Consider the following 25,746-nt stretch of genomic DNA (forward strand, 5'->3'; position numbering starts at 1 on the left):
TCAGCTCGCGCGCGGGGTAACTCGCAGCACCTTGTCGTCCGAACCGTTGTCGGTCGTCAGCAGCAACGACCCGTCCGGCTGCGCGGCGACAGACCTGATTCTGCCGACCGTACCGTCCAATTCGGTGGGCGAGACCTCGTCGGCGACGCTGTTGCCATCGTCGGACAGTCGAAGCAGCAGTAGTTCCTGGCCTTTCAGCACACCGACCGCCAAGGCACCGTTCCAGTCGCCCCAGGCGTCGCCGTCGACGAAGGTGCCGCCTGCTGTCGCGATGGTCGACGGACCCGACGACCACACCGCACCGATCGCGCCCGGCACCCGTTCGGGGTCGGTCATAGGAACGGACTCGTCGTACCGGTCGGGATTTCGGTCGGGCTTCCATCCGTAGTTGCCGCCGCTGCGCAGCAGATTCACCTCGTCGTCGCGCGAGCTGCCCTGCTCGACCGCGAAGATGCTCTCGGTGCCCGGACGTAGGGCCAACCCCTGCACGTTGCGGTGCCCGACGGTGAAAATCGGACTGTCGGGGAACGGATTGCCTGCCGCCGGGCGTCCGGTGTTCGCGTCGATCCGCAGCACTTTGCCGCCGAGCGAGCCGAGATCCTGCGGCACCGTCGGTCGTGCGGAATCGCCGACACCGATGTACATGGTGCCGTCGTCCATCGGTAGCAGACGACAACCGCCATGCCGACCGGAGTTGATCGGGAACCCGTCGATCAACGTGCCCGTTCGAGTGAGGTTGGTCCACGCGTCGTCGACGGTCCAGGTCTGCACTCGGACGTCCTTGGTGTCGCCCGACTGAAAACCCTGACAGGTCAACAGCTTTCGTGAGCTGTCGAAGTCGTTCGCCAGGGCGATCGACATCAGGCCGGTCTCGCCCGACGCGAACAGATCGGTCTGATCGGCGGCGACGTCGGTCGGCTGCCCGCCGGGCCGCAACGCGACGAACCGCCCGCTGCGTTCGCCGGTGAGCAGTGTCCCGTCCGGTGCGGTCACCACATCCCACGGATGATCGAGTCCCGCCATGACGGTTTCCACGTCGAGAGCAGGGAACGACGACGGCGGGGCGGCCGACGCCCTCACGGGCTGATCGGTGCCGCACGCAGTGGCACAGGCGAGCGCGAAAAGTCCGGTCAGTGCCAACTGCGGTGCACGCATGAAATCCAATCTAGTCGAGTGACCATTTGACGGTGACCTGGAAGCTCACCTTCTGCTGCCCCGGTTCGAGCGCGAAAGAGGCGCTGCCTTCGAGGGTGTCGCGCTGTACTTGCGGTTGTGGGATCGCAGTGTCGCCGCGAACCTCGGTGATCGTGATGACGTCACCGAGCGATTCACCGGAGAGCTCTGCATATTGCTCGGCTCGGGCTTTCGCATCGTTGAAAGCACGCTCGCGCGCGTCCGCGAGCAGTTGGGTGTTGTCGTCGATGTCGAACGAGACGCCATTGAGTCGCGCGTTGTCGCCACCTGCCTTGACCGCCTTGTCCAACACGTCCGATGCCTTGGACAGATCTCTGACGACGATGCGGACCGAATTGGTCACCTGATATCCGGTGATCGTGCTGGTACCGCCGGTCGGTCCCGGATTCGAATACTGGGGCGAGACCGACAATTGGTTGGTCTGGATGTCTTCCTTCGCTACGCCGCTACCCGAGAGCGCGTCGACCATGGCGTTGGCCCGCTCGTTGGCGGTCGAGACCGCACCCGCGACGTCGGGGGCGCTGACCTCGATCCCGACCGTCGCATTAAGAATGTCCGGCGTACCGCGGACCTCACCGTTGCCGACGACGGTGACGTCTCCGCCGTCGCCCGAGTCGGAGTTTGTGCAGCCACTCAATCCGAGCACCGCGACAGCGGCCACCGCCACCCCGATCGCCGCTCTCGTTCTACGAGCCTGTGTTTTGCAAGCCTGCGGTGTGCAAGTTTTCATAACGCCCCTCATTCCGTCGATGCCGCGATTCGGCCGTCGTCCCGGACCCGACCTCGAGTGTAGAGAAATCGTGTGCCGGATTTGTGAGGGTGCGTCGCCGGCGAACAGCTCGAGCGGGCTTCCAGTGCTGCTTTCAGCGCCGGATCGCGACAGTGAGAGCCCGTTCGTGACGCCGAACCGAAGGGATACTACTTTTGTAGTGTTTCCACTACTATTGTAGTGCCAGGGTTTCGAAAATGCTTGCCTCCGGTGGCGAGTATTGCCCGGTTTTGATCGGAGCCGTCATGGACATCGCAGCCGGACTCGAGGTGGTCGCGTCGTCCGTTTCAGTGCCGCTGCTGCTCGCCGTGATTGCCGCAATCCTTCTTGTGGAGTCGGGATCCGTTGTAGGAGTTCTGCTTCCGGGTTCCAGTATCGTGCTCAGCCTCGGCATGCTCGTCGGGATCGGAACGGTGCCGATGCTGCCGGCAATAGGTGTCGTCGCCGTCGCGACCACGGTCGGCACTCAGTATTCGTTCCTGCAGGCGCGCGAACAGTTGGTCACGTTCGAAGTCCCGCGAGGTCTGGACGAATTGACCAGGGGCAGACTCTCGCGTGCGGTCGCTGCTACACAGCGGATGTCGGACCGGGCCCCACGTGCTGTGTCGTTCGGGGCGCCGCTCTTCGGCGGTACCCGCACGCTGGCACCGAGATTTCTTGCACTGTCGCCGATCCGCTACCAGCAGTTCGCTGGGTTGAGTTCGCTGTCAGCGTTGCTCTGGTCTGTAGGTCTCGTATCCATCGGAGCTATTGCAGGTGCCGACGACCGGATCGGCACTGTGGTCAGCTTCGTCGGGATCCCGGTGGTGGTGCTTTTTGTGGTCGTGCGAAGGTGGCGGCGTCGGTGTGACCTGGATCGCTTCTCAGCTGCGATATCGGATCGGTGAGCGAGGTGTGACCTCCTGTTCTACGCTCCGGAAACCTCACCGAAACGTCAGCGCGTCACGATGGCGGGCGTGACCATCGACGACACCGAACGGACGAGGACCGCGTGCTCGTACTGCGGCGTCGGCTGCGGCATCGTCGTCGACACACAGAAGGACCCGAAGAGCGGCGCCAAGTTCATCGCCAAGGTGTCCGGCGACAAGCTGCATCCGACGAACTTCGGTCGACTGTGCACCAAGGGTGCGACGCATGCCGACATGATGCGGGCAACCGGTCGAATGGAAACCGCCCTCGTGCGAAGCGCGCGCGGTGGTGAACCGGAGGCCGTCGACGTCGACGACGCGATACGTGACGCCGCCGAGCGCTTGCGGCGAATCGTCGACGAGCACGGACCCGACGCTGTCGCGCTGTACGTGTCGGGGCAGATGTCGATCGAAGCGCAGTATCTCGCCAACAAGCTGGCCAAAGGTTTCCTGCGCACCGTTCACATCGAATCCAACTCGCGATTGTGCATGGCGAGCGCGGGCACCGGCTACAAGCAGTCGCTCGGCGCGGACGGCCCACCGGGTTCTTACACCGACTTCGAATCGAGCGACCTCTTCTTCGTCATCGGTGCCAACATGGCCGACTGCCATCCAATTCTCTTCCTGCGGATGGCCGAACGGCTGAAAGCGGGCGCGAAGCTGATCGTCGTGGATCCGCGCCGCACGACCACTGCGGACAGGGCTGACCTGTTCTTGCAGATCGCGCCGGGCACAGACTTGGCACTGCTCAACGGGATACTGCATCTGCTCGTCGAAAACGGTCGGATAGACGAGGATTTCATCGCCGCGCACACCGACGGCTGGGCAGGTATGCCGGAGTTCCTCGCCGACTACACACCGGAGCGCGTCGCCGACATCACCGGACTCTCAATCCAGGACATTCGCACCGCCGCCGAGCTGATCGGCGCGGCAGGGGAGTGGATGACCTGCTGGACAATGGGTTTGAACCAGAGCACCCACGGGACCTGGAACACCAACGCGATCTGCAACCTGCACTTGGCAACCGGCGCCATCTGCCGACCCGGCAGCGGGCCGCTGTCGCTCACCGGTCAGCCCAATGCGATGGGCGGTCGCGAAATGGGCTACATGGGGCCCGGTTTGCCTGGCCAGCGGTCGTCGGTCGCGGCGGACGACCGAGCATTCGTCGAAGAGAAGTGGGGACTCGAACCCGGGACGATCCGAACGGACATCGGCCCAGGCACCATCGACATGTTCACCCAACTGGCCGCGGACAAGATCAAGGCCTGCTGGATCATCTGCACGAATCCCGTTGCGACGGTGGCAAACCGAAAGACGGTGATCGCCGGACTGGAGACGGCCGAGTTGGTGATCACCCAGGATGCCTACATCGATACGGCGACCAATGCGTATGCCGACATCATCCTGCCCGCGACGCTGTGGGCGGAATCGGACGCGGTGATGGTGAACTCCGAGCGCAACATGACGTTGCTGCCGAAGTCGATCGAGGCGGCCGGCGACGCCCGACCCGACTGGCAACTAATCGCCCAGGTCGCCGCTGCCATGGGATTCGAGAAGGACTTCACCTACGCGAGTAGCGAAGAGATCTTCGACGAAATCAAGCTCTTCTCGAATCCGAATACGGGCTACGACCTTCGCGGTGTCAGCTACGAACGTCTGCGCACGACATCGCTGCAGTGGCCGTGTCCACCCGACGACGACAACGATCGCCACCCGATTCGCTACCTCAACGACGGCGTCAGTCAGACCTTGTTCGTCGATGCCGACGGAACACATCCTCGACTCGCCTTTGCGACGCCGAGCCGACGTGCCAACTTCTTCGCGCGGCCACACATGCCTGCACAGGAGATGCCGGACGACGAGTATCCGTGGGTGCTCAATACCGGCCGCCTGCAACATCAGTGGCACACGATGACCAAAACCGGCAGGGTCGCCAAGCTGAACAAGTTGAACCCGGGACCGTTCGTCGAGATCCACCCGATCGATGCGGCGGCGCTCGGTATAAAACCGAAAGACCAGGTGGAGATTGCGTCCCGCCGCGGGCGCGCTGTCCTTCCGGCCGTGGTCACCGATCGTGTCCGGCAGGGCAATTGTTTTGCGCCCTTCCACTGGAACGACGAACACGGCGAGTACCTCACGATCAACGCCGTCACCAACGACGCCGTCGACGCCGACTCGCTGCAGCCCGAATTCAAGGCCTGCGCAGTGACGTTGCGTCGAGTGGCCCCCGTTGCCGCACCTGCAGACGCCGAGCCACAGGTCGTGGTCGCCGAGAGCCCGATCGCCCAGAGCCCGATCGCCCAGAGTTTGATCGCCCACAGCCCGATCGCGACCGCGCTCGGGATCGGCAGTATCGCACCGCCTGTGCTGTCGGACTCCGAGAAGCTCTACCTCGCAGGCTTTCTCAATGGACTTCAAGCTGCGCCGCCGACTTCGGTACCAGTACTGCCGAGCGGCGCACCGATTTCCGAGTCGATCAGGCTGTGGGTCGACGGCATGTTGGCGGGCACCTATTCGCGGACCGCCGCGGCGGGCGCTGCATCGCCATCCGTGGCACCGGCTGATGTGTCCAGATCCGTTGTCGTGCTTTGGGCATCACAGACAGGCAATGCCGAGGAATGCGCGACCCAGTGCGCGGATCGACTCGAGTCGTTGGGGTTCTCGGCGCGCCTTGTCGACATGGACACGTGTGAGCTCAGCGAATTGGCCCGTGCACAAGATCTTTTCGTCATCACCAGCACTTTCGGCGACGGCGGTCCGCCCGACAACGGCGCCGACTTCTGGAGCAGACTCAGCGCCGACGACGCCCCGACTATGAAAGGCGTCCGGTACGCGGTCTTTGCGATGGGCGACTCGTCCTACGACGACTTCTGTGGCCACGGTCGAGCCGTCGACACCAGATTGAGCGCACTCGGCGCGACACCGTTGTTGCCGCGCGTCGATTCCGAACCCGATTACGAAGAACCGTTCCGGCAGTGGTTGACCAAGGTTGTGACGGCGTTGGCTGCCAGCGCCACAGAAACGACCAACGACGCACCTGCGCAACCGATTTCACCGACGCGAGCGGTAGTTCCGCGGGGCGGAGTGATCACCCGCCCCCGGATCCGGCCGGCCGTCGGCGCGCCGAAGCCGTTCTTCACCAGATCCGAACCGATTTATGCACCGCTCGTACGCAATTCACGACTCACCGTCGAATCGTCCGGAAAAGAGGTGCGGCAGTTCGGCTTCGACATCTCCGAGTTCGATGTCACCTACGACGCGGGCGACGCACTCGGGATCTTTCCGGTCAACGACGAAGCAGTGGTGACAAGTTGGCTGCAGGTGACCGGTGTCGACGGCGATCGCGTCATGGAGATCGACGGTGACCAGACCCCGTTGCGCACCGCGCTGCAGTCGAGTTTGGACATCTGCAAGGTCACGCCGGATTTGCTTCGGTTCATCGGCGAACGCAACCCGGACCCCAAGCTCGCGAAACTGCTTCGACGTGACAATAAAAACGAGCTCGACAAGTTTCTGTGGGGTCGCCATGCCGTCGACGTCATCCGTGCGTTCCCAGTCGCAGCGACAGCGAGCGACTGGTTGTCGGTGCTGAAACCGATTCAGCCGCGGCAGTATTCGATCTCGTCGAGTCCGCTGGTGAGTCCGAAGGAAATTCAGTTGACGACGTCGGTGGTGCGCTTCGGGCGCGAGGACGATCCGCGTCGCGGTGGAGTTTGCTCTACGTTCCTCGCCGATCGGGCGGAGAACACGAAGGTCCCGATCTTTCTGCAGCGGTCACCCAACTTTCGGCCGCCGACGGAACCTGCAACGCCGATGATCATGATCGGCCCCGGCACCGGCATAGCGCCGTTCCGTGGGTTCCTGCAGGAGCGCAGGGCACTTGGGTGCTCTGGTAAAAACTGGTTGTTCTTCGGCGATCAGCACAAGGCGACCAATTTCTACTATCGGTCCGAGTTGGAAGAGTTGTTCCGCGCGGGCTTCCTGAACAGGCTCGACTTGGCCTTCTCACGCGATCAGCGCGAGCGAATCTATGTGCAGGACCGCATGATCGAGCACGGTGCTGAGCTGTGGCGGTGGGTAGAGGCCGGTGCCCACATCTACGTGTGCGGCGATGCGACGCGAATGGCAAAGGACGTCGACGACGCGCTACTGCGCATCGCTCGGATTCACGGCAACCTGTCCGACGAGGCGGCACTGTCGCTGAAGAAGAAGCTGGTCGCCGACAAACGTTATGTGCGAGACGTGTACTGATCGCCGACAGTCACACGGCGAGGTACACCCAGGCCCGCGTGCCGGAGTCGAGCACAACCTCGACGCGGGTGTAGTCGTCGACCTCGTAGGTGTCAGCGCTGTGCAACTCCTCAGGTGTGATCTCGAAGACCGTCCCGTACACACCGTCGGCTGCATCGTCGCTTGCGACAACGATCGGATGTTCGGCAGCGCCGCTGAGTGCGAGGACGTCGGGGTCGGTGATGGTCAGCATCCGAGTTGCGTAGCCGGCTAGTCGATCGTTCGTACCGGTCAGCAGCCTGCCGAACGTCTCGACCTGAACGGTCGGATCCTGCAGCGTCCCATAGGAGAACAGCCTGACCGTCGTCGCTGACGACGCGGACATATCCGATTCGAGGTGGTTGTCGACCATCGCTGAACGATATCGCTGGACCCGTCAACCGAGCGCATAGGTGTTCAGGTCCCGCGACCCGGATTCGCGTGCACAGCTATGCGCTCGCTGGGTGCCTGCTCGCAGGTAGTGCCAGAATGGGGCACGTGGTGAACCCTGGTCCCGGCCGTCCGCGACTCGAGCAGCGTCGGCGTCCAGGCGGCACCCCCCGCGCCGAGATACTCGACGCCGCCGCCGAGTTGTTCACCAACCGCGGTTACGCGAATACCTCGACCAGGCGGATCGCCGATGCCGTCGGCATACGGCAGGCGTCGCTATATCACCACTTCGGCACCAAGGACGACATTCTCGACGCGCTACTCGAGAAGACCATCGCCGAACCGCTTGCGCTCGCAGCGCAGTTGCTCGCCGAATCTGGCGATGCCGCGTCGAAGCTGTACGCCCTCGCGCTGTTCGACACACGTCAGCTGTGCGCAAACCGGTGGAACCTCGGCTCGCTGTATCTGCTGCCGGAACTGCGCACCGAGCGATTCGAGTCGTTTCGCTTGCGTCGAGACGAACTCCGCAAGCTCTACGCGGTCGTGTCGCGTCAGGTGATCGCCGACACTCGCCCAACCGCCGCGGATCGAGAAGACGCGTTGCTTGGCGTCGAATACCTACCGTTCCGGCTGGTGGAGACGGTGATCAACATGCGGTCCGACGACGGCGTTTCGCCCGAGCACGCGCCCGCCCTGATACCGGAGGCGGCGGTGCGCGTGCTCGGCTGGACCGGTGACTCGCTGCGCCTCCGCGAAACCGCTCAGGCGCTGCTCGATCGGTCGATCAGCGCTGTTCTACCGCCTGCTTGATCTTCGCCAGCGTCGAATTCATGCCGTCGACGAGTTCGTTCTCGAAGCTGTCGTTACCGCCGAGCATCTTGTCGATGCCAACCTGCGAGATCTTCGACGTGCCGTTAGGGACGTCGCGACGTTGGGTGAGCTTCGTACCACCGGCGGTCGGTTCGAGTTCGAACGACCAGATCGTGCGGTTCTCGACGATGCGGAAGGCGACTTCCTTGTTCGGCTCGAAACGGACGACTTTGGCGGTCGTCGGCCAGAACTTCCAGCCTTGACGATTGATGTTGATCGTTCGGGTGCCTTCGCGCACCGTGCCGAGCGGCTGCATGACGCGGCACTGCGGGCTCCACTCGGGCATCAGCTTGAGGTCGGCCACTACTGTCCACACCTGCTCGGGTGTGGCGGCTACGTCGATGGAGGACTGCAGGTTCTTCGGCACGCGATGACTCCGTTGTCTCGTTGTACAGATGCGTTGCATCAGGGGTGAACCTGATACTCGCAGTAACATACTCCCAACCCGTCGACTTCGGATATGGGCGGGAGGTGCTGGATCATGACCGACGTAGGCTCGGCAGCCACCAGTTCCGATGCCCGAACAGCCGCATGAACGCAGGCACGAGCATCATTCGAACGATGATCGCATCGATCGCGACCGCGACCGCAAGCGCCAGCCCGAGTTGCTTGAGTTCCAGCACGCTCGCGGTCACGAAGCTGCCGAATACGAAGACCATGATGGCGGCGGCCGCGGTGATCGGGCGGCCGGTGATGGCAAGCCCTTCTGCGACAGCGACGCGATTTCCCTCGTCGGACTTGTCGGCGTTTGCGTCCCAACGTTCCTTCATTCGACGAATCAGGAAGACCTCGTAGTCCATCGATAGGCCGAACAACACGACGAAGACGATGGTCGGCAGGAAGACCTGGAGAAATCCGACGCTGTGGAAGCCGAGCACCGATTCCCCGTACCCCCATTGGAAGATCGCCACGGTGAGTCCGAGGGCTGTTCCGGTGGCCAGCAGATTCATGAGGATCGCCTTCACCGGCAACAGAATGCTGCGGAACACGACGACGAGGAACGCGAACTACACGATAAGCACGAATCCGATGACCGCAGGAAGTTTGGCGTTGATCTCGTCGGAGAGGTCGAGAAATTCTGCGGCGGGCCCGCCGACGGCGTAGTCGGAGCCGGCCTGGCGGCGTAGTTGTGCGACGAGTTCGGACGTTTCGGGACTGTCGGTGGCGGTCTCGGAAATGACGACGATCAGAGCTTGCCCGTCTGCACGTTGGACGAAGGAACTCGCGACCCTGTCGTCTCGAGCGATTTGTGCCGCGAGTTGGTCGACGTTTCGGGCGCCGTCGGTCGAGACGACGGTCAGCGGCGCGAGCGCGCCCGGGGCAAACTTCGTCGACACCGTCTGCGCAGCGGCACCCGACGGCGTCTTGTCGAGGTACGCCATTCCCATGTCGATACCGAGCGACATCGACGTGAGCGGCGCAGCGCCGACCAACAGCACGAGCGTCGCACCCACACCGAACAGCACCGGCCGAGCCATGACCAGATGAGCCCACCGCGCCCACCTGCTGGTTTCCGTCGTGTTGGTGACTTCGGCAGGCCGGAAGCGTGCGGGTAGCGCCCAACGATTCACCTTCGGCCCGAGGACGGCGAGCAGTGGGGGCAGGAAGGTCAGTGCGACAAGCATTGTCGACACGATCGAGATCCCGACGCCGAGGGCGATACCGCGAAAGATCGGCGCGTCGATGACGACGAGCGAGCCGAGCGCGATGGTCACGATGAGCCCGGACGCGACGACGGTCTTGCCTGTCGTACTCATCGCGATGCCGATTGCGTCGGTCACCCCCCTGCCGCGTGCGAGTTCCTCACGGAACCTGCTCACGATGAACATCGCGTAATCGATGCCGATCCCGATGCCGATCATCGATGCGATCGACACTGTCAGCACGTTGATCGAGGTGACTCCGGAGAGCAGGAACAGGAGTCCCGTCGTCAGCGCGAGACCCGCAAGGCCGACCCCGATCGGAAGCGCTGCTGCGACGACGGCGCCGAGCGCGAACACGAGGATGAGCAGGGCGACGGGGATGCCGATCGCCTCGGCCTTGGTGATGTCGCCGATTTCGATGTCGACGAGATCGTTCTGCAGCGCGGCGATTCCGGTGAGTCCAACCGTCATGTTCGGGTGGTTCGTGGCGGTCAGGTCGTCTTGCAACTTTCGCGCGGTGATTGCGCGCTCCGACGGGGTACCAGTCAGGGCAACGACGGCCAACGCTGCATGCCGGTCGTCGGAAATCTGTCCGCCGAGTGCGTCGAATGGCCCGACGACGTTGCCAACGCCTTGGGCGGAGCGGGCTTGTTCGACGGCGTCGGTGACCGCCGAACGGAACTCCGGTGAGTCTGCCGACAACGTCGGCGAGTCGAAGACGATGACACCCTGGCCGTCGCCCAACTGGGGAAAGTGCTTGGTGGTGAGCTCGCTCGCCCGAGCCGAGTCGGCATTGTGCACGGTGAAGTCGGGGGATTGGAGTGCGGAGTTGAGCAGTGGCGTGGACAGCCCGCCGAGCACGATGAGGACGATCCAGGCGCCGAGCACGGCCCAGCGGCGTCGTGCGACGAATCCGCCCCATCGGTAGCCGATAGCGGGCCGCTCTTCGAGTTGGAGCGTCATCGAATTCCCCAATTCTGAAAGTGACTGTCTGGTACGGACTCTAGGGTCAGTTCGCCCAACCTGCAAGTGACTGTCAGAAATTGGCGTAGGCTAGGAGCATGGCCGGACCGTCTGCCTGGGAGCGCAGGAAGCTCCAGGCAATGCGCGACATCCAGACCGCGGCCTTGGCGTTGTTCGACGAACATGGCTACACGGCCGTCACCGTGGAACGCGTCGCCGGGGCGGCCGCGGTGTCTGCGAGTTCGATCTACAGGTATTTCGGCACCAAGGAAATGTTGGTGCTCTGGGATGAGTACGACCCGCAGATTTTCGAGGTCGTTCGGATGGCTGGTGGCGAGCGGCGAATTACTGTCGGCGACCTGTACGACACCGTCGTCACAGCTGCGCCGTTGCTGATCGGTGAGATTTTCGCGGACCCGGCCGAGGTCGAGCGGATCAGACGGCGGATGAGTTACGTCGTCAGCGAACCCGACGTCCGGATGGGACAACTACGGCTTCTGGTCGACATCGAGCAGCAGGTGTGCGACATCCTCCGCGACCGTCTCGAAGACGTCGGCGAGCTACAGGTCAAGATTTTTGCGGCCCAGTCGGTGTGGGGCGTCCATGCGGCGATCCGGCACTGGATCGCCTCGGACGAGCAGCCCATCCAGGACATCCTGAACCGTGCTGTCAGCCAGATTGCCGAGGGCGTGCGGGCTATCCGAGGATGACGAACCAGACCGCGGTGTATTGGCACAAAGCCAGCGCCGCATGACTGCAAACCGCATTCGCAAAAGTGGAATTGATTAACAATCTTCCCGCGTGTCTCACGCGTAACACGTAATAATCGGAGCAATATCAGCGATGGATATGTGAATGCACCAACCAGTTACACATCACCAACCCGCTACATATGGAGTATCGGTCGTGAAAATACATTCGATTCTGCGTCGCCACGAAGCCCAATCCATACCGCTGCTCGAGTCCGCCCGTATGCATGGCAGGCCCAAGAAGTGGCCGAGTGAAAAGCTCGAGCGGCTACTCACTGCTCGTGAACTCGATCAGGTACTGCACCACCGCGTCTGAGCTGCGGGTTCGGTATCGACGTAGTGTCCGATTCCGCTGTGAGCGTGACAACTAGCTGCGACAGTGCGCTGGTCGGCATACTCGAGTGCGCTGGTCGGCATACTCGTAGGGTGACGGCACCTCGCGACCGTAATGATTCACCCGCAGCAGTCAAACCAGCAATCTTGAGTGTCGACGACGATCCGGGAGTTTCCCGTGCGGTCGTGCGCGACCTCCGTCGCCGCTACGGCGAAAAATATCGCATTGTCCGCGCGCAATCGGGCCCCGACGCATTGGATGCGCTCCGCGAAATGAAGCTGCGCGGCCAACCAGTCGCGATCCTGGTTGCCGACTATCGGATGCCCGGAATGGATGGCATTCAATTTCTCGAGCAGGCCATGGATCTCCATCCATATGCTCGTCGGGTCCTGCTGACGGCCTACGCAGATACCGACGCCGCCATCGATGCGATCAACGTGGTCGACCTCGATCACTACTTGCTGAAGCCGTGGGATCCGCCGGAAGAGAAGCTGTACCCGGTCATCGATGCGCAACTCGAAGCGTGGCTGTGCACAGAGCACCGACCGATCACGGAGACCAAGATCGTCGGGCATCGATGGTCTGCGCGATCGTCGGAGGTCAGAGAATTTCTCGCCCGAAATCAGCTGCCCTACCGCTGGTACATGTCGGATGAGCCGGAGGGTGCGCGCTTGCTCGAAGCCGCAGGGACCGACGCCGATCACTGTCCCGTCGTGATCACCGCCGAGGGTGAGGCACTGATCGAACCGACCGATGCCGAGCTCGCTACGCGAGTCGGCTTGAACACAACTCCCTCCAAGGACTTCTACGACCTCATCGTCATCGGCGGCGGACCCGCTGGTCTCGGAGCGGCCGTCTATGGCGCGTCCGAAGGCTTGCGTACGGTCCTCGTCGAGCGGACCGCAACCGGCGGCCAGGCCGGGCAGAGCTCGCGTATCGAGAACTACCTGGGATTTCCCGACGGGGTGTCCGGTTCCCAGCTTGCCGATCGCGCCCGCAGGCAGGCATCGAAGTTCGGTGCCGAAGTCATCACCACTCGCGACGTCGTCGGACTCGAAGTGCGTGGGGCTGCACGAACCGTCCGGTTTGCAGACGGCGATTCGCTCGATGCCCACACGGTCATCGTCGCGACGGGCGTGATGTACCGGCGCCATCCGGCGCCAGGCATCGACGACTACACGGGGCGGGGTGTGTACTACGGGTCGGCCATGACGGAGGCAGCACGCTGCGCCAACGAGGACGTCTACATCGTCGGCGGGGCGAACTCTGCAGGCCAAGCGGCCGTGTACCTTTCGCGAACGTCGCGATCGGTGACGATCGTCGTCCGCGCACCGTCGCTCGAAAATTCCATGTCGCACTATCTGATTCAGCAGATCGAGAACATCGACAACATCACGGTTCGATCGTGTTCGGAGGTGACGACTGTCGCCGGCGACGATCACCTCGAACGAATCACGCTGCGGAACAACGCAACCGATACCGAAGAGACCGTCGATGCGCAGTGGCTGTTTCTGTTCATCGGTGCCGCGCCGGGGACCGAATGGCTGGACGGTGTGGTCGTCCGTGACGAGCGTGGCTACGTCGTCGCCGGTCCCGATCTCGCAATCGACGGTGGCAGACCACGTGGTTGGCCGCTGGAACGACCGCCACATCATTTGGAGACAAGTGTTCCCGGCGTCTTCGTCGCCGGAGATGTTCACGCCGATTCGGCGAAACGCGTCGCGTCGGCCGTCGGAGAAGGAGCCATGGCAGTGATGCTCGTACACAGATATCTGGCGAAACCATGAGCGCCGAAACCGTATGTGATCCAGAGGAACTGCGGACCCTGTTCCTCTTCGAGAAGCTCGACGACGAGCAGTTGGCCTGGCTGTGCCGTGACGGTCACGTCGAGGTCATCGAACCGGGACCCGTGTATCACGAAGGTGATCCCGCGACCTGTTTCTACGTGATGATCAGCGGCGAGATCGCGTTGACGAAACTCTCCGGTGGCCAAGAGATCGAGACCGTGCGCTCCGACCACGCCGGCGCCTATGCCGGTGCATGGGGTGCCTACCTCGGCGATCGGGTCGAGCAGACCTACGGCGGTTCGATGTACGTGCGGAAGACGGCGCGCTTCTTCGTGCTCGACGCAGGCACGTTCGCGCGGATGATGCAGGAATGGTTTCCGATGGCGGTGCACCTACTCGAAGGTGTGTTCCTCGGAAACCGCAACTCGCGCATGATCATCGATCAGCGGGAACGGTTGTTGGCGCTCGGTTCGCTTTCGGCCGGCTTGACGCACGAATTGAACAATCCCGCGGCTGCCGCGGTGCGGGCGACCTCGTTGCTACGCGAGCGGGTGGCGGGCATGCGGCACAAACTCGGAATGATCGCGAAGGGCAAGTTCTCGCCCGCGACGATGGAAGCGTTGATCACGCTGCAGGAGCAGGCGGCCGAACAGGTCGCAAAAGCGCCGATTCTCACGCCGATGGAAGAATCCGACCGCGAGGACGCCCTAGGCGAGTGGTTCGAGGAGCACAACATCAGCGGCGGATGGGATCTCGCGCCGACCTTCGTGCAGGCCGGTATCGACACCGATTGGCTGGATCGGGTCGAGGCGACGCTCGCCGATACGCAGGACTTCGTTTTCGAGGGTTCTATCCGCTGGCTGAACTACACGATCGAAACCGAATTGCTGATGAACGAAATCGGCGATTCGACTACTCGCATCACGTCGCTGGTCAATGCCGCCAAGCAGTATTCGCAGATGGATCGGGCGCCGTTCCAGGTGGTCGACGTGCACGAGTTGCTCGACAGCACGCTGGTGATGCTCGCTCGTAAGATCGGCGATTCGATAGAGGTCGTCAAGGATTACGACCGCAGTCTCCCTCCCGTCCCCTGTTATGCAGCGGAACTGAATCAGGTGTGGACGAATTTGATCGACAATGCGGTCGGTGCGATGGCGGACACCGATGGCGGCACACTGACGATTCGCACATACCTCGAAAACGACTGCGCAGCAATCGAGATCGGCGATACTGGAACCGGCGTTCCGGACGAGATCAAGAGCCGAATCTTCGAGTCGTTCTTCACCACGAAAGCCGTCGGTGAGGGCACCGGCCTCGGTCTAGATATCTCGTTCCGAATAGTCGTCAACAAACATCACGGCGATATTCGAGTCGAGTCGGAGCCGGGCAACACACGGTTCATCGTTCGGCTGCCGTTGACCGCACCAGAAAGAGAGCGTGACGATGACGAAGGGAATTGATCCCGCCGTGCCGCCGAGCGGCCCCGGGTGTGTCGAATGCGGTGCTGGTGGTGGCTGGTGGTTCCACCTGCGTCGGTGTGCTCAGTGCGGGCACATCGGCTGCTGTGATTCGTCGCCCGCTCAGCACGCGACGAAGCACGCGGGCGAGACCGGTCATCCCTTTATGCAGAGCTTCGAGCCTGGCGAGGACTGGTACTGGAACTTCGAGACCAAGCAGTCCTACGACGGTCCGGAGTTGGCCGGACCGACGCACCATCCGCTCGATCAGCCTGCCCCCGGACCCGAAGGTCGAGTTCCTGCGAATTGGCAACGCCTACTGCACTGAACGACGGGTAACGCGTCAGGCGCGCAGGAGGCCGAGCGTGTTGCGCCACAGTCCGTCCAGCATGGCTGGATCGTTGCTGAGTTTTGCGAACATGACGAGGCCTTCGAGTTGCGCGACCACCCCGCGCGCGGTCTCGACGGTTGCGTTCGACTCGGGAATGGCGCCCTGTGCGGCGGCTTCGGCGAGTACGGCAGCGACGAGAGCGATCTGATCGGCAAATACTTCTTGCAACTTCGTTGCAACGCTGCCGTCCTGATTACTGAGTTCGAGTGCCAGGTTGCCGAGGAGGCAGCCGTCGATGTGGCCGTCTGTGTCGTGTGCGGTTCGTTGGGCTGCAATCTGCAGTCGCAGCAGGGATTCCAGACGCTGTAGCGGCTCGTCGTCGGTGCTGAGCGTTGCGATCCACGTGGCGCGCTGTTGCTGCCAGTGCAGGTCTACGACCTCGAGCGTCAGAGCTTGTTTCGACTCGAAGTAGTGGTAGAAGCTGCCTTTCCGCACGTCGGCCTTCGTGCAGATTTCGGCGACACCGATCCCGACGTAGCCGCGGGTGTGGATGAGGGTGCACGCGGCATCGAGTATCCGCTCGCGCGCATCACTTGTCCGTCCCATGAGGCGAGTATACGACCGGTCAACTATACTTGCAAAATAGTTGACCGGTCGTCTACTATCGCAAACGTCGGATCGAACAGTCGAAGAAAGGGGCAGCAATGTCCGAGCCAGTGAGTGAGCACAACCGAACATCGATCTCGGTCGTCGTCGCCTACCACAGCGGTTACGGCCACACGGCAAGGCAGGCCCGTGCGGTCGCCGACGGCGTCGCATCGGTTGCAGGAGCCCGAGTCGAACTGCGAAACGTCGCGGAACTTACCGAATCGCTATGGGATGCACTCGATTCCGCGGACGCGATCGTCTTCGGCTCACCGACCTACATGGGGAGCCAGTCGTCGACGTTCCAAGCATTCGCCGAAGCGAGCGCGGGCGTGTGGGCCAAGCAGGGCTGGCGAGACAAGCTTGCCGCTGGTTTCACCACGTCGGCAGGCGCGAACGGCGACAAACTGCACACCCTCTCGTCGATGGTTCTGTTCGCCGCTCAACACGGCATGACCTGGGTGAACCTCGACCTTGCGCCGGGCTGGATCTACACCTCGACGGGCACAGCCGACAGCCTGAACCGGCTCGGCGGATTCGTCGGAGCCATGGCGCAGGCACCATCCGACGCGCCACCGGACGTCGCGCCACCGTCCGCCGACCTTCGCACCGCAGAACATCTCGGGCGACGGGTTGCATTGCTCGCGCGGCAGTTCGCGATCGGCAAACGCTCGATCGACGGCAACATACCCGCCGTTGCGGTGTCGGCATGACCGGGACGTGGGCGGGGCGACTCGGCGACGTGCTCGGCCTCGAACACCCGATCGTCCAGGGGCCTTTCGGTGGCGGTCTCTCGAGTGTGGAACTGCTTGCTGCCGTGTCGAACGCCGGCGGACTCGGGTCCTTCGGCGCACACATCTTCTCGCCGGGCGAAATCGGTGACATCGTCGCGTCGGCGAGGGCTGTCACCGACAAACCGTTCGCAATCAACCTGTGGGTCCCACACGTCGACGATGCGCCACGGCCGACCATCGACGAACTCGCGCAACATATCGACAGGCTGCGTCCGTACTACGAACAATTCGGCGTCGATCCGCCCGACCCCGACACCATGTCGTTGGGTCAAAACTACCCAGACCAGATCGAGGCGCTACTCGAATTCGAGCCGCCCGCAATAAGTTTCGTGATGGGTGTTCCCGATGCACACGTTGTTGCCGAGGCGCGCCGCCGCGGCATCGTCACGATCGCGACAGCAACGACCGTCGCCGAAGCCGTAGCTGTCGAAGCCGCTGGTATCGACGTGGTCGTCGCCTCCGGTAGTGATGCGGGCGGGCATCGCGGCGCGTTCCTTCGCCCGCTTCGCGAATCGTTGGTCGGGACCTTCTCGTTGGTCCCCGCAGTCGCCGATGCCGTCGGGATTCCGGTTGTTGCTGCCGGCGGAATCGCGGATGGTCGTGGTGTCGCAGCCGCGCTGACCCTCGGTGCCGACGCCGTGCAGATCGGTACGGGCTTTCTCACGACCACCGAATCGGGCACACACCCCGTGCACAAGGCTGCACTACTCGGCCCCGACGCCGGGACAACCGTCCTGACACGGCTGTTTTCCGGACGGCACGCGCGAGGAATTCCGAACGGATTCGTCCGTGACCTTGCGGCGCTGGAGGACGAGGTGCCTGCATATCCGATCCAGAACGCACTGATGCAACCGATCCGCAAAGAGGCAGGCCGCCAGGGCAATCCGGACTTCGTCAATCTATGGGCGGGGCAGGCGGCAACCCTCTCGCGCGGCGGCTCCGCGGCGGCGTACGTCGATCGATTGGTCACGACGGCGCAGGCAGTCCTCGGCCGCTGATGGTTCGGCCGCTGATGGTTCGGCCGTTATTGGTTCGGCGCTGCGTGACCCGGGCACGCCGGATACCCTTCCGGCGTGCCCGTCTATGCATCCGCGATTGCCTTCGCACTCGTCGCCGCGCTGTGCATCGCCGTCGGCGCGGTCGTGCGCCAACGCGCTGCCGCGCAGATCCCCGACGACCAACTCGGCGCGCTCGGCGCCGTCGGATCGCTGACCAAGACACCGATCTGGTGGATCGGCACCATCGTCGGAGCGGGTGGCTATGTCTTCCAGGCCGCAGCGCTCGGCAAGGGTTCGATTCTGCTCGTCCAGCCGCTACTGGTGACGTCGTTGCTCTTCGCTCTTCCGCTCGGTGCGTTCTTCGCGTCACGTTCGATCAAACCGAGTGAATGGGCGTGGGCGTTTCTGCTGACGATTGCGGTAGCAGTGCTCATCGTTATCGGCGATCCCCGCCCTGGCAATCCGCACGCTGAGGGCAAACACTGGGCCGTCATTGCGGCTATCGGACTACCCGTTCTCGCACTGTGTCTCGTCGGTGCCCGTCGTTCTCCTGGACCGCGACGCGCGCTGTTGCTCGGCATAGCTGCGGGCGCCATGTTCGGAATCGCTGCCGTACTCACCAAAGGTGTTGTCGCACATGCAGGTGATGGGATAGGCGCACTGCTCAGCGCGCCCGAGACCTACGTGCTCGTCGTGGTCGGGCTGACCGCAACGATCCTGCAGCAGAACGCCTATCAGGCGGGGGCGCTGCAAGCCTCGCTGCCCGCGTCGACCGTCTGCGAACCCGTCGTTGCCACCGCACTCGGATTTCTTGTACTAGGCGAATACCTCGATACCGATCGCGAGATGTCGGCGATTCTCGCGATCGCTCTGATCGTCATGGTGACGTCGACGATCGCTCTCGCCCGCGATACGCCGGAAGCTGTTCCGGCTCGCGCATAGGCTTTCCCAGATGAGCGCAGACCCGGAGATCCGGCCGTATCGAATCGAGATCCCGCAAGCCGACCTCGACGACCTCGCCGCCCGACTCGATGCAACCCGCTGGCCCGAGGATCCCGTCGGCGCCGATTGGAGTTATGGCATTCCGGTCGGCTATCTGCGTGACCTGGCGGGCTATTGGCGCCACGAATACGACTGGCGTGCAGAGGAAGCCAAGCTGAACTCGGTACCGCAATTTCTCACCGAGATCGACGGCTTCGATGTGCATTTCATTCACGTGCGCTCGCCCGAACCGGAGGCGTTGCCGTTGGTCCTCACCCACGGCTGGCCGGGCTCGATAGTCGAATTCCTCGACCTCATCGGGCCACTCACCGATCCGCGTGCGCACGGTGGCGATCCCACCGAGGCATTTCACGTCGTCGTTCCGACGATTCCTGGATTCGGGTTTCCCGGTCCGACGGCGACCGTCGGATGGTCGGTGCCACGGGTCGCCGCGGTGTGGGCGGAGTTGATGCACCGACTCGGCTACGCCCGCTACGCGGCGCACGGCGGTGACTACGGCTCGGCAATCTCGCGTTGGCTCGTCCTGATCGATCAGGAACATCTTGTCGCGCTGCACCTCACCGCGGTTTTCTCTGCCAGTGCCCGGCCCAAGTCCGCCGATCCGACCGATCCGGAACAGCTCCGCAGCCTCGAAGCGGGCGCACGCTATCGCAACGAACTACGCGGCTACTCGATGCTGCAGAGCACCAGACCCCAATCGATTGCCTATGGTCTGACGGATTCACCGGTGGGTCAGTTGGCCTGGATCGCAGAACGTTTCAAGGACTGGACAGATTCGACCGACACGCCTGACGACGCAGTCGACCGCGACGAGTTGCTGACAAACGTGATGATCTATTGGCTCAACCGCACCGCGGGTTCATCGGCGCGGTTCTACAAGGAATCCTGGACGACGTTGCGCGCGCTCGAATACTCGCCTGTCCCGACCGCGGTCGCAGTGTTCCCTCGTGACATCGCGCTACCGGTACGAGCGTTGGCCGAACAATCACACAACATCGTGCGATGGACGTCCTACGACCGTGGTGGCCATTTCGCCGGGCTGGAGGTACCGGACCTGCTCCTGAAAGATTTGCGCGAATCGCTACGCGACTTTCGCCGACACGCAGCCGAGGATGACGCCTAAGCTACGGGTTGCCGGGGTAGCAGGTGGTCCGCCCGTCGATCGCAGGCGCCTAGACGGGTCGTGAAGTGTGTAGTGACTGGACAAAGGATCTCGCGAGTGACCGGCATGACGAGCGATCGATCGATGCGACGACGCCGCATCTGGTCGTGGGGCACCGCAGGTGCAGGTGTTGTCGTCGTCCCGGTACTTGCCGCATTGCAACACATCGGAAGTGTCGACGGCATGCTGGCCGTCGTCGGAACGGTTGCCCTCGGGTCGGTGGTCGTCATGACCGTCGGGATCGCCGTGAACAAGCCGGCAGATGGGCGACCGTGGCGTCTCGTCGTTGCATCCAACGCTGTCAGCTGTGTCGTCGTGGCCCTGTGGTCGACCGACATCGAACTCCTTCGTACGGTCGTGGCGCCGGCACTGGGTTTCGTCCCGATGATCCTGACGTCGTGGGCCGCGCTGCACTGGCTGCGACGGGAGACCGGTTCGAAGGCCCCCTCGGGTGTCACTCGACGCGCTGCTCGTTGCTTTCGGTACCGCGATGTCGATGTGGGTCGCTTTCGTCACCACGGTCATCGAGCGAACGGGTGATCCCTTCGACGCGTCGTTGTTGCGAGTGCTGTGTCTCGTCGTCGACGCGGCTGTGCTCACCGTGCTCGTGCATCTGTGCATTGCGCGCGGCCGCGCGAACCGCGCCTATCCATTGCTGACGATCGGCATGGCCTGCGTCACCGTCGCGCATGCACTGCTCGCCATCCAACCCGCGTACCCCGGTCTGACGCCGTCGACAGCCTGTCTGTATCCGCTGACGATCGGCTTCGGGTTCATGGTCGCCGCCACACTGCACCCGACGATGGCGGACAAGCCCCCGTGGCGGCCACGACGCGGCGACACCTTTCGCCAGCGCTTCGTCGTCGTACTTGTGGTGCTGACCGTGTCGGTGGTGATGACCGTCCTCTACCCGCCGGTCGGGCAGACGGACCGATTGGTGCGGCTCGCCCTGTTCGCGTTGCTCTTCTGCGCTGTGCTCATTCGAAGTGAGATCGCTGTCGGGCAGAGCGAAAAGGAAGAGGATCGGGCGCGGCATCGCGCGACTCACGACGATCTGACCAACCTGCCGAACCGATCCGCACTCTACGACGACCTTGCCGCGGGCGGTCCACATGCGAACATGGGCTGCTGCCTGCACTTCATGGACCTCAACGACTTCAAACTCGTCAACGACAGCTTCGGCCACAGAATCGGTGACGAGCTGATTTCACTCGTCGCAACGCGCGTCGTCGCTGCCGTCGGCGACCTAGGCGTTGTCTATCGTTACGGCGGAGACGAATTCGTCGTTGCCTCATGGAGTTTCGACGATTGTCCCTGCGTCGCGGAGAAGGAGCAGCGTACTGAGACGCAGGCGGCAGATCCGACGATTGCCGACCGCATCCTCGCAGCGATGCGGGAGCCTTTCGAATTGAGTGTCGGCAGGGTGTTCGTGTCGACGTCGATCGGGGTGTCGTTCTCCACGCCGGGCGCAGGCCCACTGAACGCCGACGACCTCATCCGGGAAGCGGACTCGGCGATGTATTACGTGAAGGCCACCAAACCGAGTGGTGCCGCCGTATTCGACGACCGGTTGCGTTCGATCGCGCTCTCGGAACTGGAGCTGACGAACGCGATGCGCGAGGCGGTCGGCAGAGATCAGTTCGAGCTGTACTACCAGCCGATAGTGGATCTGCAGAACAACGAGGAGATTGCCTACGAGGCATTGCTGCGCTGGCATCTGCAGGGCAGGTTGGTCAGTCCCGCGGAGTTCATCGGCCTCGCCGAATCGACCGACCTGATCGTCGAGATCGGGGAATGGGTCCTCGATTCGGCGTGCGCGCAACTTGCCCGGTGGCGTCGGCAGCAGTCGACGTTGCGGATAGCGGTCAACGTCTCCGGTAGACAGTTGCGCGGCGGTGGGTTGCTCGACACGGTGAAGGCGGCACTGGAGCGCAACGATCTGCCGGGATCGGCGTTGTGGCTCGAACTCACCGAGACTGCCCTTATCGAAGACCATCTTTCCGCGCGCGAGGTGTTGCGCGAATTGGTTGCACTGGGCGTGACGATCTGTATCGACGACTTCGGGACCGGCTATTCGGCGCTCGGCAATTTTCAGAAGTTTCCGATCGAAATCGTCAAGATCGACAAGTCGTTCATCGACGCAATCGATCGCGACGCGCACAAGGTCGTCTTGACCTCGGCGATCGAGGCACTGTCGCGGGCACTCGGATTGGCGACCGTAGCCGAGGGTGTCGAGACCACCGAACAGGAAGCTCAGGTGCGTGCGATCGGGTGCCGGTACGCGCAGGGTTGGTACTTCGGCCGGCCGGTGCCCGCAGCTGCAGTCGTCGGCGGCCTTGCACTCGCCACCCCCGAGTGCTAAAAAGGCAGTTGGCACTCGCGAACCGTGAGTGCCAGGTCGGGACGGTGAGACCGGAACCCAATTGACACTCCGGTCGTCCGTCGCGGGCACCGAGCCTGGCCAGCAGCGTTGGATGAGACGACCCAAGTGGTCGTCCACATGTGTCAGCCTCAATATCCCGGAGGATCACTTCGCAATGGCCAAGATCATCGCGTTCGACGAAGAGGCCCGCCGCGGCCTCGAGCGGGGCCTGAACGCCCTCGCCGACGCAGTCAAGGTGACGTTGGGCCCCAAGGGTCGCAACGTCGTTCTGGAAAAGAAGTGGGGCGCTCCCACGATCACCAACGATGGTGTTTCCATCGCCAAGGAGATCGAGCTGGACGACCCTTACGAGAAGATCGGCGCCGAGCTGGTCAAGGAAGTTGCCAAGAAGACGGACGACGTCGCTGGCGACGGCACCACCACCGCAACCGTGCTCGCTCAGGCACTCGTTCGTGAAGGCCTGCGGAACGTCGCAGCCGGCGCGAACCCGCTCGGCCTCAAGCGTGGCATCGAGAAGGCCGTCGAGGCCGTCACGAAGCGCCTCCTCGAGAACGCCAAGGAGGTCGAGACCAAGGAGCAGATCGCTGCTACCGCTGGTATCTCGGCCGGCGACCCGTCCATCGGCGAGCTCATCGCCGAAGCCATGGACAAGGTCGGCAAAGAGGGCGTCATCACGGTCGAAGAGTCCAACACCTTCGGCCTGCAGCTCGAGCTCACCGAAGGCATGCGCTTCGACAAGGGCTACATCTCGGGCTACTTCGCGACCGACGCCGAGCGTCAGGAAGCGGTCCTCGAGGACGCGTACGTCCTGCTGGTCAGCTCCAAGATCTCGACCGTGAAGGACCTGCTGCCGCTGCTGGAGAAGGTTATCCAGTCCGGCAAGCCGCTCGCGATCATCGCCGAGGACGTCGAGGGCGAAGCCCTTTCCACCCTCGTCGTGAACAAGATCCGTGGCACCTTCAAGTCGGTTGCCATCAAGGCCCCCGGCTTCGGTGACCGTCGCAAGGCACAGCTCGCCGACATCGCCATCCTCACCGGTGGCGAGGTCATCAGCGAAGAGGTCGGCCTCTCCCTGGAGACCGCAGGCCTCGAGCTGCTCGGCCGCGCACGCAAGGTCGTCGTGACCAAGGACGAGACCACCATCGTCGAAGGTGCCGGCGACGCCGATGCCATCGCCGGTCGCGTGAGCCAGATCCGCGCGGAGATCGAGAACAGCGACTCCGACTACGACCGCGAGAAGCTGCAGGAGCGCCTGGCCAAGCTGGCCGGTGGCGTTGCAGTCATCAAGGCCGGAGCTGCGACCGAGGTCGAGCTCAAGGAGCGCAAGCACCGCATCGAAGATGCCGTGCGTAACGCAAAGGCAGCTGTCGAAGAGGGCATCGTCGCCGGTGGTGGCGTTGCACTTCTGCAGGCATCCCCGGTTCTCGACGACCTCAAGCTCGAGGGCGACGAGGCCACCGGCGCGAACATCGTGCGCGTTGCGCTCGAAGCTCCGCTGAAGCAGATCGCCTTCAACGCAGGCCTCGAGCCCGGCGTTGTGGCCGAGAAGGTCCGCAACCTGCCCGACGGCAGTGGCCTCAACGCCGAGACCGGCGTCTACGAGGACCTGCTCGCGGCCGGCATCAACGACCCGGTCAAGGTCACCCGCTCGGCACTGCAGAACGCAGCGTCCATCGCGGCTCTGTTCCTGACGACCGAAGCCGTTGTCGCCGACAAGCCGGAGAAGGCCGGAGCGCCCGCGGGCGATCCGACCGGCGGCATGGGTGGCATGGACTTCTAGAGTCTGTTCTTTCCAAGTACGGCAAAAGGCCGGCTCACCTTCGGGTGGGCCGGCCTTTCGGTTTGCAGCTATTGCTGCGGTGGCGGCGGGTTGTAAGGACCTGGCTGCTGCGGCGGCTGGGGTGGATAGCCGCCTGGCTGTTGCGGGTTGTATCCGCCCGGCTGCTGCGGGAACGGGGTCGGGTTGTAACCGCCGTAACCGGCGGAGCCGGGAGGCGCCTGGGTGTATCCACCAGCTGGTGGGGGACCGTAGCCGCTCTGCGGCGGGTTCTTCGACTTGTTGCGCTTCTTGAGCAACAACACGAGCGCGAGAAGAACCAGAAGGACGCCGGCGACGATCGCTGCGACGAGGATGACGATCTTGGTGATGTCGGCGTCGCTACCGCTTTCGATTGCACTCGCGGTTGCCTGAATGTCGGCTTTGCCCTCGTCGTTCGGTGTGAACGTGACAGTCCGGTCGTTGTTGCTCTTCACACCCGTCGTAGATTCGACCTTTCCTGGAAAGGTGAATTTGAATTCGACTTCGGCGTCTTTCAGCGCTTCGGAGAAGTCGGGTTCGCTCGGATCGACCGGCGCGCCACCCGATGCCTCTTCGGTCAGGTCGAGGGTGCCTTTCAGGATGAATTTGTCGCCTTCCCGCGTGAGTGTGAGGTCTTCGGTATCGGAACCTTCCTCACCGCTCATACCGTTGAAATCGGCAAGCGGGACTTTGTCGAAGGTGCATTTGACGCCGGTGAAGCCAGCCTCTTCGTAGGGTTCTACTTCAGCACCGGGGATGTCGCAGCCATCGGCGGAGATTTCCTTTCGAAACTCCTCCGAGCCGCCGGGAAGGATCGAGATGTACTCGTCCTTGAGGGCGAACTCGACCGTTCCCGAGACGGTGTCGTCGCTCGACACCGTTGCGTCGATGGTCGCGTGGATGCAACCGGACAAGACGAATGCCATGGCGAGGAAGGAAAGCAATAGGGGCAGTCGCCGTGCCCTAGACCTGACGTGGTTCATCGCAAGATTTTCGCACCTGCTTGCCCCCGAACTGGGCAGATTGGACATGCGGCGCACCGGCCGACCTGCCGTCCGGCACGCCTCGCTGAATGCGTATCCGGTAACGGGCCACAAAACCGACTGACAGCCTGTTTAAGAGTGGACTTTTGTCACATAGATACCTCTAGTCACACTAGTAACAGCGATGGTCAGCTGTTGAGGCTGGTTAGCCGGTAGTTCGTGAGGTAAGGCAAAGGCGGCAGGCGGCCTTCGGCTGTTAGCCTGCCGCTTTCACGGTAATTCCTTCGGAGTTGGTGTCGTACATGAAGAAAGGTGCT

The 25,746-nt window shown here is 63.1% G+C and carries 22 protein-coding genes and 1 pseudogene; 15 read left to right on the forward strand and 8 right to left on the reverse strand.

Features of this window, described 5'->3' with window-relative positions; genetic code table 11:
* Positions 1-1,155 (reverse strand): PQQ-dependent sugar dehydrogenase, encoded by a 1,155-nt coding sequence (locus ACHIRB_RS02460; protein WP_395123866.1) that lies wholly within the window; start codon positions 1,153-1,155, stop codon positions 1-3.
* A 10-nt stretch (positions 1,156-1,165) separates the two neighbouring features.
* Complete coding sequence (locus ACHIRB_RS02465) at positions 1,166-1,924, reverse strand: SIMPL domain-containing protein (protein WP_395123865.1); 759 nt, start codon at positions 1,922-1,924, stop codon at positions 1,166-1,168.
* Between the two features lie 236 nt (positions 1,925-2,160).
* On the opposite strand from ACHIRB_RS02465, the gene ACHIRB_RS02470 reads away from it, so the two are divergent.
* Together ACHIRB_RS02470 and ACHIRB_RS02475 are read left to right on the forward strand one after the other, a co-directional pair.
* Positions 2,161-2,850, forward strand: coding sequence for a hypothetical protein (locus tag ACHIRB_RS02470; protein ID WP_395123864.1), 690 nt, complete (start codon positions 2,161-2,163; stop codon positions 2,848-2,850).
* A gap of 60 nt (positions 2,851-2,910) precedes the next feature.
* On the forward strand, positions 2,911-7,122 hold the full coding sequence (locus ACHIRB_RS02475) for a molybdopterin-dependent oxidoreductase (RefSeq protein ID WP_395116467.1): 4,212 nt from the start codon (positions 2,911-2,913) through the stop codon (positions 7,120-7,122).
* Positions 7,123-7,132: 10 nt separating this feature from the next.
* On the opposite strand, the gene ACHIRB_RS02480 is transcribed toward ACHIRB_RS02475, so the two are convergent.
* Entirely contained in the window at positions 7,133-7,513 is a 381-nt protein-coding gene (locus tag ACHIRB_RS02480) for a gamma-glutamylcyclotransferase family protein (protein WP_395116469.1), read from the reverse strand.
* Between the two features lie 116 nt (positions 7,514-7,629).
* Here ACHIRB_RS02480 and ACHIRB_RS02485 point away from each other — a divergent pair, with 116 nt between their 5' ends.
* Positions 7,630-8,340 (forward strand): TetR/AcrR family transcriptional regulator, encoded by a 711-nt coding sequence (locus ACHIRB_RS02485; protein ID WP_395123863.1) that lies wholly within the window; start codon positions 7,630-7,632, stop codon positions 8,338-8,340.
* Here ACHIRB_RS02485 and ACHIRB_RS02490 read toward each other — a convergent pair.
* From ACHIRB_RS02490 to ACHIRB_RS02500, 3 genes and pseudogenes are all read right to left on the reverse strand, one after another.
* Positions 8,315-8,767 carry an SRPBCC family protein gene (locus ACHIRB_RS02490; RefSeq protein ID WP_395123862.1) on the reverse strand — a complete coding sequence of 151 codons (453 nt, stop codon included), beginning with the start codon at positions 8,765-8,767 and terminating at the stop codon, positions 8,315-8,317. The two genes, ACHIRB_RS02485 and ACHIRB_RS02490, sit on opposite strands and share 26 nt — an antisense overlap.
* A gap of 112 nt (positions 8,768-8,879) precedes the next feature.
* A pseudogene (locus tag ACHIRB_RS02495) lies at positions 8,880-9,395 on the reverse strand (MMPL family transporter); the annotation flags it as partial.
* A gap of 12 nt (positions 9,396-9,407) precedes the next feature.
* The gene (locus tag ACHIRB_RS02500; protein ID WP_395123861.1) at positions 9,408-11,006 is read right to left on the reverse strand and encodes an MMPL family transporter; all 1,599 of its coding nucleotides are present in this window, start codon (positions 11,004-11,006) and stop codon (positions 9,408-9,410) included.
* Between the two features lie 98 nt (positions 11,007-11,104).
* Here ACHIRB_RS02500 and ACHIRB_RS02505 point away from each other — a divergent pair, with 98 nt between their 5' ends.
* From ACHIRB_RS02505 to ACHIRB_RS02525, 5 genes are all read left to right on the forward strand, one after another.
* Complete coding sequence (locus tag ACHIRB_RS02505) at positions 11,105-11,716, forward strand: TetR/AcrR family transcriptional regulator (protein ID WP_395123860.1); 612 nt, start codon at positions 11,105-11,107, stop codon at positions 11,714-11,716.
* A 196-nt stretch (positions 11,717-11,912) separates the two neighbouring features.
* Positions 11,913-12,071 (forward strand): hypothetical protein, encoded by a 159-nt coding sequence (locus ACHIRB_RS02510; RefSeq protein ID WP_395116478.1) that lies wholly within the window; start codon positions 11,913-11,915, stop codon positions 12,069-12,071.
* 110 nt (positions 12,072-12,181) lie between these two features.
* Positions 12,182-13,876, forward strand: coding sequence for an NAD(P)/FAD-dependent oxidoreductase (locus ACHIRB_RS02515; protein ID WP_395123859.1), 1,695 nt, complete (start codon positions 12,182-12,184; stop codon positions 13,874-13,876).
* Complete coding sequence (locus tag ACHIRB_RS02520; protein ID WP_395127594.1) at positions 13,873-15,336, forward strand: ATP-binding protein; 1,464 nt, start codon at positions 13,873-13,875, stop codon at positions 15,334-15,336. The genes ACHIRB_RS02515 and ACHIRB_RS02520 overlap by 4 nt, the downstream gene beginning before the upstream one ends.
* Positions 15,320-15,661, forward strand: a complete 342-nt coding sequence (locus ACHIRB_RS02525; protein ID WP_199704389.1) for a UBP-type zinc finger domain-containing protein — start codon at positions 15,320-15,322, stop codon at positions 15,659-15,661. The genes ACHIRB_RS02520 and ACHIRB_RS02525 overlap by 17 nt, the downstream gene beginning before the upstream one ends.
* A 15-nt stretch (positions 15,662-15,676) precedes the next feature.
* On the opposite strand, the gene ACHIRB_RS02530 is transcribed toward ACHIRB_RS02525, so the two are convergent.
* The gene (locus tag ACHIRB_RS02530) at positions 15,677-16,270 is read right to left on the reverse strand and encodes a TetR/AcrR family transcriptional regulator (RefSeq protein WP_395126568.1); all 594 of its coding nucleotides are present in this window, start codon (positions 16,268-16,270) and stop codon (positions 15,677-15,679) included.
* Positions 16,271-16,368: 98 nt separating this feature from the next.
* Between ACHIRB_RS02530 and ACHIRB_RS02535 the strand changes: the two genes are divergently transcribed.
* From ACHIRB_RS02535 to groL, 7 genes are all read left to right on the forward strand, one after another.
* Entirely contained in the window at positions 16,369-17,022 is a 654-nt protein-coding gene (locus ACHIRB_RS02535; RefSeq protein WP_199704391.1) for a flavodoxin family protein, read from the forward strand.
* Entirely contained in the window at positions 17,019-18,101 is a 1,083-nt protein-coding gene (locus ACHIRB_RS02540) for an NAD(P)H-dependent flavin oxidoreductase (RefSeq protein ID WP_395116486.1), read from the forward strand. The genes ACHIRB_RS02535 and ACHIRB_RS02540 overlap by 4 nt, the downstream gene beginning before the upstream one ends.
* Before the next feature lie 75 nt (positions 18,102-18,176).
* Positions 18,177-19,043, forward strand: a complete 867-nt coding sequence (locus tag ACHIRB_RS02545; protein ID WP_395116488.1) for a DMT family transporter — start codon at positions 18,177-18,179, stop codon at positions 19,041-19,043.
* Positions 19,044-19,053: 10 nt separating this feature from the next.
* The gene (locus ACHIRB_RS02550; RefSeq protein WP_395127595.1) at positions 19,054-20,226 is read left to right on the forward strand and encodes an epoxide hydrolase family protein; all 1,173 of its coding nucleotides are present in this window, start codon (positions 19,054-19,056) and stop codon (positions 20,224-20,226) included.
* A 96-nt stretch (positions 20,227-20,322) separates the two neighbouring features.
* Entirely contained in the window at positions 20,323-20,805 is a 483-nt protein-coding gene (locus tag ACHIRB_RS02555; RefSeq protein ID WP_395126570.1) for a hypothetical protein, read from the forward strand.
* Positions 20,717-22,627, forward strand: coding sequence for a putative bifunctional diguanylate cyclase/phosphodiesterase (locus ACHIRB_RS02560; RefSeq protein ID WP_395126571.1), 1,911 nt, complete (start codon positions 20,717-20,719; stop codon positions 22,625-22,627). The genes ACHIRB_RS02555 and ACHIRB_RS02560 overlap by 89 nt, the downstream gene beginning before the upstream one ends.
* Before the next feature lie 175 nt (positions 22,628-22,802).
* Positions 22,803-24,428 carry a chaperonin GroEL gene (groL, locus tag ACHIRB_RS02565; protein ID WP_199704395.1) on the forward strand — a complete coding sequence of 542 codons (1,626 nt, stop codon included), beginning with the start codon at positions 22,803-22,805 and terminating at the stop codon, positions 24,426-24,428.
* A 68-nt stretch (positions 24,429-24,496) separates the two neighbouring features.
* Here groL and ACHIRB_RS02570 read toward each other — a convergent pair whose 3' ends face one another.
* Entirely contained in the window at positions 24,497-25,372 is an 876-nt protein-coding gene (locus ACHIRB_RS02570; protein WP_395116492.1) for an LppM family (lipo)protein, read from the reverse strand.
* Positions 25,373-25,746 lie beyond the last annotated feature (374 nt).

The sequence above is a fragment of the Antrihabitans spumae genome (assembly GCF_043944905.1).
GTDB lineage: Bacteria > Actinomycetota > Actinomycetes > Mycobacteriales > Mycobacteriaceae > Antrihabitans > Antrihabitans spumae.